The organism is Methylobacterium indicum, from assembly GCF_001043895.1.
Lineage (GTDB): Bacteria > Pseudomonadota > Alphaproteobacteria > Rhizobiales > Beijerinckiaceae > Methylobacterium > Methylobacterium indicum.
The window spans coordinates 1-13,176 of sequence record NZ_JTHF01000155.1; the positions used below are offsets into that span (position 1 = coordinate 1).

The 13,176-nt window shown below is 68.7% G+C and carries 10 protein-coding genes and 1 pseudogene; all 11 read right to left on the reverse strand.

From position 1 onward, the window contains the following. Positions 1–850: hypothetical protein (locus QR78_RS18690; protein WP_048429072.1), on the reverse strand; the 850-nt coding region annotated here is incomplete at its 3' end. Between the two features lie 4 nt (positions 851–854). Further along, on the reverse strand, positions 855–1,151 hold the full coding sequence (locus QR78_RS18695; RefSeq protein WP_048429073.1) for a DUF6881 domain-containing protein: 297 nt from the start codon (positions 1,149–1,151) through the stop codon (positions 855–857). 18 nt (positions 1,152–1,169) lie between these two features. Next, on the reverse strand, positions 1,170–2,168 hold the full coding sequence (locus tag QR78_RS32965) for a type VI immunity family protein (protein WP_082171582.1): 999 nt from the start codon (positions 2,166–2,168) through the stop codon (positions 1,170–1,172). A gap of 7 nt (positions 2,169–2,175) precedes the next feature. Continuing rightward, positions 2,176–3,195 carry a DUF4150 domain-containing protein gene (locus QR78_RS34990; RefSeq protein ID WP_244276298.1) on the reverse strand — a complete coding sequence of 340 codons (1,020 nt, stop codon included), beginning with the start codon at positions 3,193–3,195 and terminating at the stop codon, positions 2,176–2,178. Next, positions 3,192–4,239, reverse strand: a pseudogene (locus QR78_RS36720) (DUF2169 family type VI secretion system accessory protein). The gene QR78_RS34990 and the pseudogene QR78_RS36720 overlap by 4 nt, the downstream one beginning before the upstream one ends. A 9-nt stretch (positions 4,240–4,248) precedes the next feature. After that, a complete protein-coding gene (locus QR78_RS18705) occupies positions 4,249–4,512 on the reverse strand; it encodes a hypothetical protein (RefSeq protein WP_048429074.1) in 264 nt (87 codons plus the stop codon). A gap of 267 nt (positions 4,513–4,779) precedes the next feature. Then, entirely contained in the window at positions 4,780–5,772 is a 993-nt protein-coding gene (locus QR78_RS18710) for a DUF808 domain-containing protein (protein ID WP_048429075.1), read from the reverse strand. Positions 5,773–5,928: 156 nt separating this feature from the next. After that, the gene (locus tag QR78_RS18715; protein ID WP_082171580.1) at positions 5,929–6,378 is read right to left on the reverse strand and encodes a nuclear transport factor 2 family protein; all 450 of its coding nucleotides are present in this window, start codon (positions 6,376–6,378) and stop codon (positions 5,929–5,931) included. A 348-nt stretch (positions 6,379–6,726) separates the two neighbouring features. Further along, on the reverse strand, positions 6,727–8,436 hold the full coding sequence (locus QR78_RS18720) for an efflux transporter outer membrane subunit (RefSeq protein WP_244276296.1): 1,710 nt from the start codon (positions 8,434–8,436) through the stop codon (positions 6,727–6,729). Positions 8,437–8,441: 5 nt separating this feature from the next. Next, entirely contained in the window at positions 8,442–11,576 is a 3,135-nt protein-coding gene (locus QR78_RS18725) for an efflux RND transporter permease subunit (RefSeq protein ID WP_048429076.1), read from the reverse strand. 43 nt (positions 11,577–11,619) lie between these two features. Further along, complete coding sequence (locus tag QR78_RS18730) at positions 11,620–12,912, reverse strand: efflux RND transporter periplasmic adaptor subunit (RefSeq protein ID WP_048429077.1); 1,293 nt, start codon at positions 12,910–12,912, stop codon at positions 11,620–11,622. Between the last annotated feature and the right edge of the window lie 264 nt (positions 12,913–13,176).

The window sequence follows — 13,176 nt, forward strand, 5'->3', positions numbered from 1 at the left end:
CGGCGGCGAGCGCGGCGATGCCGGCCCCGGGCGCGGCGGCGCGCGCGACCGCGACGCCGAACTCCTCGGCCCGCCAGCGCTCGCCGGTGAGGTCGGCCAGCAGGCGGTCCGGCGGCAGGAAGCGGGCACCGCGCGCGAAGGCCTTGGCGAGCCACCGCCCGATCAGGCCCCGCGGCGCGGCCACGTCCTCCTCCTCGACGCCGCGGAAGACGCCGAGCACGGCACCGCGCCCGGGACCGTGCGCCGGCTCCCCGGTCTCGAGACCGAGGGCCATCACGACCGCGGCCTCGCCGGGGATCAGACCCCAGGGATTGCCGCGCATCAGGATCCGCTCCTCCACCGCGAGGCGGTCGAGCAGGAGCGGGTGGATGGCGCTGTCGAGGGCACCGACCAGGACGTGGTCCTCGGCCCCGTCCCGGACCGCGACGGCGGCGTGGGCGAGGTCGGACAGGGCCTCGGCCGGCCCGCCCGGCAGGAGGTCGAGGTCGCGCAGGAGGCCGGCATGCGGCTCCAGCAGGGAAGCGCGGAACGCGTCCCGGTCGGGATGCTCGCAGAGCTCCGGCCGCACCGTGAGCCGCAGGAGCCAGCCGCCCGGCGGCGGCACCCGGCCGGCGCAATCGGCGAGCGCGGCGGCGAGCAGGCGCCGCAGCCGCCGACCGTAGTCGCGGCACTCGGCGATCGGGATCGCCTGGGCGAGCGTCGGTGGCAGCCCGTCCGCGCCGACGAGGGCGCGTTCGAACCGCTGTGCCCGCTCGCCCGCGGCGTAGCGCCGGGCGGTCTCGGCGAACGTGGCACCGAGCGGGCTGCACAGGCCGACGGCGAGGATGGCGGGGAGGCGGTCGGTGGGCATGATGCTATCGGGTCTGGCGTGCGCACGCCTCCGTCCAAAGATCCTCGAACTCTTCCTTGGTGATCAACCCGGCAGTCCACTCGGATGCGCCGTGAGCACGGAGTTCGTCGAGAGTCGGGATGGCCGGGACGGAGAGTCGGGTGTCGCGTGTCTCCGTTTCTTCCGAGGCGCGTTCAATGCGCCCGTCGGGGAAATGTGCGACCCGGCGGACTTCGGCGCGGTCGTCCCTGCCGATTTCGGAGACGACCAGCGTAGGGTCGTCGTCGGTGGGGCGGGATATGTCGATTCTGATGTATTCCATCGAATTTTCCTTCGAAAATCAGTCAAAGCGCGTAATCCATTCGCGCGTCGCCGCGTTGCCATCAACAATATCAGGTACGCGCAGGTACGGTCCGCGGTACTCTTCGAACCTGGCCGGCCTCAGGATTCGGTTGACGGCCTTATAGGCAGGTGGCACGTCATCGAAATTGGCGTCGCCGATCATGGGCCGAGCGCCGGCCTGGAAAATGACTCCGGTATCATAACGATGTACAATGACACCCGCTGGAGGACGCTCGGCAGCTTTTACGATGCTGGGATGCTTTTCAAGTATAATCGATCCTACAGCAGTCAACCAATTAACATCACGTATGACGTCTTCTCTTTTTTGTGTTTCAAGTCTAAAGCCATTGACGTCTGCGTAAACTAGTCCTGGAAATATTTTGTAAATCGGATAGCAAAGTTCGGGCTGGATGCTTGAGTATGTGCCATACAGAAGGGAAATTCCCGAAACAGCGTAGCTTGAGCGCAACTTTTCACAGGTATTTTTGAATAATTTGATGTAATCATCGACATTTTCATTTAATTTATTTAAGTAAAAATTGTAGTATAAACTTCCGCCAAGCGCGAAATTAGCAGCGTCAATCAAGCAAGAAAAATCGATATGCGAAGGTTCGAACCTCTTCAAGCCCGGTTCTACTCCACGAACGTAGAATGACATTGGTTCGTCAGGCTGTTCGAACCGCCAACGTAAGCGCCCGTGCCTTATGAATGAGCTTATGTCTTTTGATGAATTAATTTTGGTGTTGGACGTATCAGATGCAATGTATGCCTCTACAGGATTCAAGATATTATAGTATTCCTCAGCCAAATTTACAGTCGTATCTTTTAACTGCCGCCTGCCGGTGGCAACGAAGTAAAATTCCGATGTGGCTCCAAAGCTACAATTTATCAAATTGTGAGAATGGAAAAAATACTTGTCATCAAGTTCGTAAAAAGTATCGGTGCGATTTAAGTCTGCGATGTATGCAATAACTTCAGCGAGCGAGATCATGATCATGCCTCAATTATCGAGGTAGTGGGATGCCGAGAGGGACCGGAAGGGGCAGCCATTTCGGACCCTGACGCAGCGCGCGGCCGATCGCTTCGTATTTTCGCTGTCTTGCAAGGGCATCGGCAGTCTGTTCCGATTTTTGTCTGTCTTCTTCTTGACTGCAATCGTCACACCACTCTGGAACTCGAAATTCTCCATCGTACTTGGAGCCATATTTATTTGCAATCGCACGATAAGATAGATCTTTTGCAAGGTCATTCGGGGCGTCATCTCCAAATTTAATCTCCCACATATCAGTCATTTGGCCATCTTGAATATAAATTGCATCTATCCAGCGGCTTCCGCTATTCCTCCAGAACGGAAATAGTTTGCTGGGACTGATTATTCCTCCCGGAGGCGTCGTCGAGCCGGGAAGGTTTTTCGGATTCAGGGGGGCCCAAAACCCGATCTCGGAGGCTAAACCGGTTCCTGACCCCGGATCACCAGCAACAACTTCCGGGTATCGGCTACGGACATCTTTTGTAAAACAAATAGAATACCGATTGCTGGCGCTGAAATTTTTATTTTTTACATAACAGGGGCAGGCTATTTCGCAAATATGAACCTCTTTGCCGATTGGCTTCCTCGTTTGATATCCCCCGACGCTGACCGTATTCCCCCGGTTCATCATCATCTTGTCGGTCAACCGCGTGACCGGCCGGCCCTCCATGAACACGTTCGGCGACCAGGACAGCCACGTCGCCTCGTGCCGGTTCACCCCCGACGTGACGCCCCCGCCCGTGCCCGGCTCGTCGTCGTAGGACGGGTAGAAGCGCGAGCCCTTCACCCCGTTCATCGCCCCGCCATGCGAACGGACGGTCACCGTCCCGTTCTCCAGGTCGCGGGCATAGGCGACGTTCGCGTACGGCACCGGCGCCACCGGCGAGCGGCACACGTCCGGCAGCGTCGCGCGCACGAAGCCGATCGCCGAGTGCTTGTGGCACAGGGTCAGGTCGTTGATCTTGACCGTCTCGGTCGAGGTCAGGCCGCTCACCGCGCCACCCCCGCCATCTGCCGCACCGTCACGGTCGAGCCCTCGACCGCGTGGTCGCGCCCGTTGCACGCCACGGCGGCGTTGAAGATCAGCTCGACGCTGCGCGCGCTGCCGTCGAGGATCGCCGCGACGAGGCGCAGCCGCTCCTGCATGCGCGCCGTGCCGATGCGGGTGCGGGCCTCCAGGAGAACCTGCGGCAGGCGGAAGGCGTAGGGACCGTCCGGGTGCAGGCCCTCGACCTCGACCGGCTCGCCGCCGCGCAGCACCCCCGGATAGATCTGGTCGGCCGGGGCGGCCTAGTGGAAGGCCTCGGAGAAATCCTCCGGCGGCAGCGGCGCGCGGGTCGCCATCCAGGCCTCGTCGTAGGTGCCGGCATGGTCGAGGCGGGGGCGCCAGGCCGGCTGGAGCGGCCCGAAGCCGTGCGGCGGCGGCAGCGGCCGGCCGGGGACGACCGGCCGGGTCCTCGATCAGGGGCAGCGCCAGTTCGGCGCCTTCGGGCAGGTCGGACCATCGCGCCGTCCAGCCCCGCCCGACGGGGTTGTGCGGGTGCGGCGCGGCGGCGGGGCTGCCGGGCTCCGCGAACGGATCGACCCCGCCGAGGGCGGCGCGCCAGACCAGCCGCACGCCGGCGAAGTCCTCCGGGCCGTCCAGGGTCAGGCGGCCGCGGCGGCCCCCGGTGCGCCGCAGCATCCGCCGGCCGGTGACGCGGGCGCGCTTCTCGATCGCTCCCACGCGCACGCGCACGCGCACGGCGCAGGTCCGTCGCACCGCCTCGCCGGGGGCGCAGGCGATGCCCCGCACCAGGATGTCGGCCGCCGGCCGGAACGGCGCGATGTCGGCGGCGGCCTTCATCTCGCGGGCCTGCCCGTCGACATACTCGCCCACGAGCCGGACCGGGGGAGGCTCCGGCGCCACGTCCAGGAGGCCGTCGGCGCGCAGCGAGAAGCAGGCGCGCACCGCCACCACCCAGTGCTCCACCCCGTGCCTGTCGCGCAGGAACGAGCCTTGCGCCGCGAACGGGGTGCGGTTGTCCACCGCCCACATGACGGCGGCTCAGTTCAGGTCGATCACGGCGGCGCGCAGCGCGATCGTCTCGTCGGCCGTCCCGACGATCCGCACGCCCTCGACCCGGATGGTGCCGTCGCGCTTGAGCACCAGCCGGGCGACGCCGTTGGCGATGACGAGGTCGCCGGTGGCGGCGTCGACGCGCACCATCCGGGCGAGGGCCGCCAGATCGGCGGGCGGGGCCTCGCCGGGCGGCGTCCCGGCGGGGTCGAGCGGGTGTGCGCCCGCCAGGTCGTGGCGCATCTGGTTCATGGCCGTGCTCTCCCGCCTCCGGCCGGCCGCAACGGCTGTCGATCGGCCGAGGCCGCAACCTACATTCGCTGCGGGCGGAAGTCGATACAGCCTGAAGGACCTAGAGGAAGGTAAGATCATCGCCCCGGATCGTGACCGATCCGGCCCTTCGCCGCCGCCCATGTCCTGGCGGCGACGCCGCCGCGCCTTCCGGCGACGTTGCGGGAGGAGAACGGCGAGCCGCCGAAGACGGGGGCCGGACCGTCGCGCGGGCGATCACGCCCCGGTCTATGCCGGGTGCTTCCCGGCGGAAGCGTCGCGACGGCGCAGCAGGCCCGACACGCCGTTCACCACCGGGATCAGCACCCCGCCGACGAGGAGGCCGAGGAGGCCCGAGGCCGCGGCCGTCACCAGCCATTCGATGGCGCCCCTGGCGGATGGAAGCAGCGCGCCCAGGCTTTCCGCTGCGGCATGCGCCGCGTGCGCCGGAGCCGACAAACCGTAGCCCTCGAGCCCGTGCATCAGGATGCCGCCGCCGACCCAGACCATCGCCGCCGTGCCGACGACGGCGAGCACCTTGAGCAGGACCGGCATGCCCCTTACCACGAAGCGGCCGATCCCCCGGATGAGGTTGCCGAAGGGCGCGCCCGCCCGGCTGCGGGCAAGGGCGAGCCCGGCATCGTCCGCCTTCACGATGAGGGCGACGACGCCGTAGACCCCGACCGTGATGCCGATGCCGACGATCGCCAGGACCGCCGCCTTCATCCACACGCTGCCCTCGGGCAGGGCGGCGAGGGTGATGGCCATGATCTCGGCCGACAGGATGAAGTCGGTCTTGATGGCGCCCGCCACGCGGCGCTCCTCCAGGGCCGGGTCGTGCCCCGTGCCGGCCGGCTGCGCCTCCTCGTCCCCGTGCGACGCATGGGGGACCAGGGCCTCGTAGACCTTCTCGGCGCCCTCGTAGCAGAGATAGGCACCGCCCAGCATGAGCAGCGGGGTGATCGCCCACGGCGCGAAGGCGCTGAGCGCGAGGGCGCCGGGGAGCAGGAACAGGAGCTTGTTGCGCAGCGATCCCAGCGCGATCTTGCCGACGATCGGCAATTCGCGCTCGGCCGCGAAGCCGACGACGTAGCGCGGCGTCACGGCCGCATCGTCGATGACGACGCCGGCGGCCTTCGTCCCGGCCCGCGCGGCCTGCGCCGCCACGTCGTCGAGGGACGCGGCCGCGCTCCTGACCATGAACGCCACGTCGTCCAGAAGAGCCAACAATCCGACGCTCACGGAACCCCCCGGCCCATCACCGCTTCGCTGGAAACGGGGTAGAAACGTTTTGGCTCCGCGTCGCGATCCGTTCGATGGCCGCCGAGTCCCGACATGCGGGATCCGCGGGCTCGGCGACGGGACGCGAGCGGAGCCCCCGGTCGGCGTGCGCCGCGGCTACTCGACGGCCTGGGACGAGTGATGTCCCGTGATCAGCCACCGGCCGTCGATCTCCTCGAAGGTGAACAGGAACCGTGCCGGCACGATCTCCGTGCGGCCCTCCCTGACCATCGTGAAGCAGTAGAGGCCGCCGATGACGACGGTGCCGAGCCTGGCGCTGACGCGGCCCTTCTGCACCGTGATGCCGCAGCTCAGGCCCTCGTTGGCGAGAAACATCTCGAAGTAGCGGCGGCGGCTGTCCTCCCGTTCGCGCACGTCGTCGGAGAGCGTCGGCACGAGGATGGCGTCGGGTGCGTAGAGGTCGAGGACCGCATCGATGTCGCGCCGGCTGACGTTCTGCACCCAGGTCTGCAGGGCCTTGTTGGCTTCCGTGAGGCAATAGGTGATCGAACGCGCATTCGTCGCGCCAACGGCCGGACCCTCGGTCACGGTCTGGAAATCGCTCATCGCCTGCGGCAACCTCTCATGAATGGGCCACCCGTCACGATGCATGACGGAATGATATATTATAACGTTTCACGATCGAGGATCATCCCGGTCGGGCAGGAGATGCGGAATGAGGGCGGCGCGTCGTATGAGCGCAGTCGTCCCGGTGATCGCGGCCGGAATGGAAGCTCGGGGCCGGGGAGGCCACGGCCCCGACGGTCGCCCCCGCCCGAGCCATCGATCCCGTTGGCTTCGCGCGCGAAGACCGGATCGAAGGGGGCGCTCGTTCGCGGACGCGCACGGCATCGCCCGGGTGACGGCAATTGCGCGACGGACGCTTGCGCTTCGCCTCCGGCCGCGGGCGGTCCGTTACAGGAACGGCGCCGGGTCCTTCGGGTCGCGGGCCGGCTTCACGTCGCGGCGGTTCCACCAGCCGCCGCCGAGCGCCTGGAACAGGGCGGCGGTGTCGGCATATTGGTTGGCCTGGGCCTGGGCCTGGGTCACCACGGCCTGGAGGTAGGCCGACTGGGTGATCAGCAGCGAGGCGCTGCTGACGGCGCCGAGGCCGAATTGCTTGCGCACCAGTTCCACGCTCTGGCGGCTCGCCGAGACGGCGGCGTTGGCGGCGGCCACCGCGCGGCCATCGGACTGGAGGGCGCGGAGCGCATCGGCGACGTTCTGGTAGGCGCCGATGACGGTGGCGCGGTACTGGGCCTGGGCCGCGACCAGCGTCTCCTCCGCCGCCTGCTGGCGCCGGAAGAGGGTGCCGCCGTCGAAGAGGGGCTGGGCCACCGCGCCGGCGATGGTCCAGAGGCTGGCGGCCGGGTTGAGGAGCGCCGCGAAATTGGTCGCGCTGGCGCCGATCGCGCCCGAGATGGTGAATTGCGGCAGGCGGTTGGCCACCGCGACGCCGACCTGGGCGCTGGCTGCGTGGACCGCGGCCTCCGCCGCCTTCACGTCGGGGCGCTGCTCGACGAGCCGCGAGGGCAGGCTGACCGGCAGGGTGCGGGGCAGGTGCAGGGAGGCCAGCGTGAAGGTCTGGCTCACCTCCTCGCTCGGGAAGCGGCCGGCGAGGGCCGTGAGCAGGTTGCGCTGCTGCGCCAGCGCCCGCTGCAGCGGCGGCAGCAATTGCTGCGACTGGGCGAGGAGCGCGGTCTGCTGCACCACGTCGGCCCCCGCGACCTGGCCGGCATTCGACTGCTTGGTGATCAGGTTCAGGAGGTCGGTCTGGGCCTGGATCACCTTCTCGGTCGCGGCGATCTGGGCCCGGAGCGACGCCTCCTGGATCGCCGCCGCGACGACGTTGGCGGTGAGCGTGAGATAGGCGGCCTCGAGCTGCCAGCGCTGCCCCTCCTCCTGCGCCGCCTGCGATTCGAGGGCGCGCCGGGTGCCGCCGAACACGTCGGGGGCAAAGCTCACCGTCACCTGCGGGGTGACGAGGCTGTAGAGCAGCGAGTTGTCGTTGAGCGGCGATTGCAGGTCGCCGCCCGGGGCCTTGTTGTAGGAGGATTGCGCCCCGAAGCCGACCTGGGGAAAGAGCGCGCCACGCTGCGCCTCGGTGGTGGCGCGGGCCGCACGCAGCGTGGCCTGGGCGGCGTCGAGGGTCGGGTTGCGGGCGAGCGCCTCCTCGACCAGGCTGTCGAGGGCCCGGGAGCGAAAGAGCCGCCACCACTCGCCCGGCACGTCGCGCCCCTGCGCGAAGCTCTGGCCGAGCGCGCCGTTGCGCCGGTCCTCGGCGGTCACGGGCGGGTTGCGCAACCCCTCCCTGGTGTAGGCGGAGACCGGCGGCGGCGTCGCGCCCTGGAAGTCGGGCCCGACCATGCAGGCGGAGGCGGCGGAGGCGGCGAGCGCCGCCGCCAGGATCCGCGCCGCGGTGCGGGCGGCCGGGCGGGCGGCGGCCTCCGGGGGCTCGTCCGGCTCCCGGCCCGTGCCCCCCGCGGCGTCGGTCGCCGCGACGGTGACCCGGATCGGGGTCTCGTCGCGCGGCGCCGCGAGGGCGGCCGGCAGGCGCAGGAGGGTGCGCATGGGATGGGGCATGCTGGATTCGGCCGGGGCGGGCGTGTCGGAACCGGGCTGCATCTAGCTCACTCCGCCGGTTCGGACTGTCGCACCGGGGCGACAGGCGCCCGCGGACGGTGGCGCGAGAAGGCCGCGATCAGCACCGGCAGCACCACCAGGATCAGGATCGGGGCGAGCAGGATGCCGCCCACCACCACCAGCGCCAGGGGCTTCTGCACCTGCGAGCCGATGCCGGTGGAGATCGCCGCCGGCAGGAGGCCGACGCAGGCCGCCACGCAGGTCATCATCACCGGGCGCATCCGCACGTCGGCGGCGTGGTGGATGGCCTCCGCCCGCGCCCAGCCCTCGTCCATCAGCTGGTTGCAGTAGGAGAGCAGGATCACGCCCTCCATGGTCGAGATGCCGAACAGCGCGATGAAGCCGATCGCCGCCGAGACCGAGAACGGCGTGCCGGTCAGCACCAGGGCGAAGATGCCGCCGATCAGCGCCATCGGGATGACGCTCAAGGTCAGCAGCGTGTCGGTGAGCGAGGCGAAGTTGACGTAGAGCAGGAGCGCGATCAGCCCGATCGTCAGCGGCACCACGAGCTTCAGCCGCGCGATGGCGCCCTGCAGGTTGGTGAACTCGCCGACCCATTCGAGGTGGTAGCCGGCCGGCAGCTCGACCTGCTCGGCGACGCGCCGTTGCGCCTCGATCACCGCGCCGCCGAGGTCGCGCCCGCGCACGCTGAACTTGACCGGGATGTAGCGCTCCTGGTTCTCGCGGTAGATGAAGGCCGCGCCCGATACGAGCTGGACCTGGGCGATCTCCGAGAGCGGCACCTGGATCACGCCGTTGGGCGCGTTCGCCCCCACCGTGATGTTGCGGATGGTCTCCAGCGAGCGGCGGTACTCGGGCGCCAGCCGCACCCGCATCGGGAAGTGGCGGTCGCTGCCGTACTCGTAGAGGTCGCCGGCGGTCTGGCCGCCGATCGCCGCCGAGATCGTGGTGGCGATGTCGCCGGGCGCCAGGCCGTAGCGGGCCGCCCGCGCCCGGTCGATGTCGATGCGCACCGTCGGCTGGCCGAGCGAGGTGAAGACCGCGAGGTCGGTCACCCCCGGCACCGTCGCGAGCGCCGCCTTCACGTCGTTGGCGGTGCGGGTGATCTGCTCGAGGTCGGTGCCGTAGATCTTGACCGAGTTCTCGCCCTTCACGCCGGAGGCCGCCTCCTGGACGTTGTCCTGGATGTATTGCGAGAAGTTGAACTCGATGCCGGGCAGCTCCTCGCGCAGGCGGCCCGAGACCTCCTCGATCAGCTTCTCCTTGGTGAGGCCCGGCCGCCACTGGTCGGCGGGCTTCAGGGGGGCGAAGAACTCGACGTTGAAGAACCCGGTGGCGTCGGTGCCGTCGTCGGGCCGGCCCTGGTGCGAGACGACCGTGGTCACCTCCGGGTAGGAGCCGATGATCTTGCGCATCCGCTCGACGTAGGGGTTGCCGGCCTCCAGCGAGATCGAGGCCGGCATCGTGCCGCGGATGTAGAGGTTGCCCTCCTCCAGGGTGGGGAGGAACTCGAGGCCGAGGGTGCGCATCGCCAGCCCGGTGCAGCCGAGCATCGCCACCGTCACCAGGATGGTGAGGATCCGGTTGCCGAGGGTGAAGCCCTGGAGCGGCCGGAAGAGCGCCCGCAGGATCTTCACCACGATGGTGTCGCGCTCCTCGACGTGGTTGGGCAGGATCAGCGCCGAGAGCGCCGGGGAGACCGTGTAGGTGGCGATGAGACCGCCGACGAGCGCGTAGGCGTAGGTCTTCGCCATCGGCCCGAAGATGTGGCCCTCGACGCCCGTCAGGGTGAAGAGTGGCAGGAAGCCCACGATGATGATCGAGGCGGAGAAGAAGATCGCCCGGTTCACCTCGCGCGCCGCCGACGCGATCAGCCCGAGCTTGAGCCCGCTGCCGGCTTTCGCCGGTCCCTTATGCTCGGCGAGGTGGCGGAAGATGTTCTCCACCATGATCACCGTCGCGTCGACGATGAGGCCGAAATCGATCGCGCCGAGCGACAGGAGGTTCGCCGATTCGCCCCGCGCCACCATGATGGCGATGGCGAAGCCCAGCGCGAAGGGAATCGTCGCCGCGACGATGATCGCGCTCTTCAGGCTGCCGAGGAAGAGCCACTGCACCAGGAACACCAGCACCACGCCGAAGACGAGGTTGTGCATCACCGTGTGGGTGGTGGTGTGGATGAGCGCGCTGCGGTCGTAGAGCGGCACCACCTGCACGCCGGGCGGCAGGATGCCGGACGCGTTGATCTTCTCGATCTCGGCCTCGACCCGCTGGATCGTCGGCAGGCTCTTGCCGCCGCGGCTGAGCAGCACGATGCCCTCGACGATGTCGCCGTTGTTCTCGTGCCCGACGATGCCGAGCCGCGGCGCGTTGCTGACCTGGACCTCCGCCACGTCCTTGATCAGCACCGGTACGCCGCCGACCTGGGTGATCATGGTGTTGCGGACGTCGTCCATGTCGCGGATGAGGCCGACCCCGCGCACCACCGCCGATTGCTCGCCGACATTGAGGGTCTGGCCGCCGACATTGGTGCTGGAATTGTTGAGCGCGGAGACGACCTGGACCAGGGTCAGCCCTTGGGCCTGGAGCTTGTGCAGGTCGACCGCAACCTCGAATTCCTTGGTCTTGCCGCCGAAGGCCGAGACGTCGACGACGCCGGGAATCGCCTTGAAGCGGCGCTGCAGCACCCAGTCCTGCAGGGTCTTCAGGTCGGTCGAGGAGAAGCCCGGCGGGCCGACCACCTGGTAGCGCATGATCTCGCCGATCGGGCTCGTCGGCGAGATCTGCGGCTGGGCGTTGTTGGGCAGGGGCGGCAGCTGCGACAGCCGGTTGAGCACCCGCTGCAGCGCCTCCTGGTAGGTGAAGTCGTAGGTGAACTGGATCTTCACGTCCGAGAGGCCGAACAGCGAGATCGTCCGCGTCACCGTGGCGTTGGGAATGCCGGCGAGCTGCACCTCGAGCGGGATGGTGATGTAGCGCTCGATCTCCTCGGCCGACTGGCCGGGATTCTGGGTGATGACGTCGACGAGCGGCGGCACCGGGTCCGGGTAGGCCTCGATGTTGAGCTGCTGGAAGCTCGCGTAGCCGATTCCGAGCATCGCCAGGAACAGGAGCAGCACCAGCACCCGCTGGCGCAGGGCGAAGTCGATCAGGCGGTTCATGCGCGGCTCGGGGTCGGGAGGCCGGGTATCGGAGTGCCGGGTTTCAGGACGCTTTGTCGCCGGAGGCGGCCCGGTCGATGAACAGGCTGCCGCGGGTCACGACGCGCTCGCCGAGGCTGAGGCCGTCCGTCACCTGCACGAGGCCGCCGCCGGAGAGCCCCAGGGTGACGGCGCGCGACACGATGGTGCCGTCCGGCCGCTCGACCCAGATCCGGGCGCGGGCGCCCTCGTAGACGATCGCCCCCGCCGGCACCGCCGGGGCGCGCTCGTCGCGCCCGGTGAGGATCGTGAAGGTCGCGAACATCTCGGGCCGGAGCAGGCCCTCGGCGTTGTCGATCTCGGCCCGGACCGGCAGGCGGCGCGTCGTCGGGTCGAGGGCGGCGGCCATGTAGCTGATCTTCGCCTTGAACACCCGGTCGGGGAAGCCGATCACGCTCGCCTCCAGCTCCTGGCCGAGCTTGATCCGCGGCACCTCGCTCTCGCGCACGTTGGCGACGAGCCACACGGTCGAGAGGTCGCCGATGACGAAAGCCGGGTCGCTGCCCGCGGCGAGGTACTGGCCGAGGCCGATCTTGCGCTGCACGATGGTGCCGCCGATCGGCGCGCGGATCTCGGTCTCCGGGCTCATCACGCCACTCTTGGCGAAGGCGTCGATCTCCGCGTCGGACTTGCCGAGGATGCGCAGACGGTTGCGCACCGCCTGGAGCGAGGCTTCGGCCGAGCGCTGGTCGCTCTGGGCCGCGATCACGTCGTTCTGCGCCTGCTGCCAGTCCTTCAGGGCCACCGCCTTGGCCTGGAACAGCTCCTGGAGCCGGGCCGCCACGGTCTGGTTGAGCTTGAGCAGGGCGGAGTTCTTGGCGAGCGCGTTCGTCGCCGCCTGGTAGTCGTTGAGGGCCGAGACCATGTCGGCGGCCTCCAGGGTGAACAGCACCTGGTTGGCCTTCACCCGGTCGCCGGCCCGGACCATCACCTTGGTCACCCGGCCCGCATAGGGCGTGTAGACCGGGACGTTGTCGTCCTCGTTGACGCCGATCCGCCCCTCGGCGAAGCCCTCGGGCCGGAAGTCGCGGGCCTGCACGGTCTCGATGCCGAAGCTCGCGAGCTGCTGCTTCGTCGGCCGGAAGACCGGGGCCGCGGTCTCGCCGGCTTCCGGCGCCTGTCCCTCGATCCCCTCGCGCGGCGCCAGGAGCGCGGCGATGCGCTCGCGCACGGGCTCGAGGGCGGGCACGCGCCAGACTGCCACGGCGGCGCCCGCCACCAGCAGAAGCGCCAGGAGCCGGACCACGCGCCGGCCGCGCGGCCGCGCCGACGTGCTCAGGGGAGTTTGGGTGTCCATCGCGCGCCGACCATCCGCCCGGGGGAACGGCCGGCCCCCGGATGCCCCGGCGCCGCCCGCGGGGAGCGTCCGAGTCGATCCCGGGTCGGTCGGCCCCTGTCCTTCGTGCCTCATTACCGGATCTCACCGGCGTCCTGCCGTGCCGTTGCGTCAGTGCGATGACGGTGCAGGATCCGGGCCGAGGCGCCACGCCCAGCGGGGCGGCGTTCGGTGGTGGTGTCTTGGCGAGCAAATCGCGGCCGAGTCAAGGACGGGCGGGCCGAC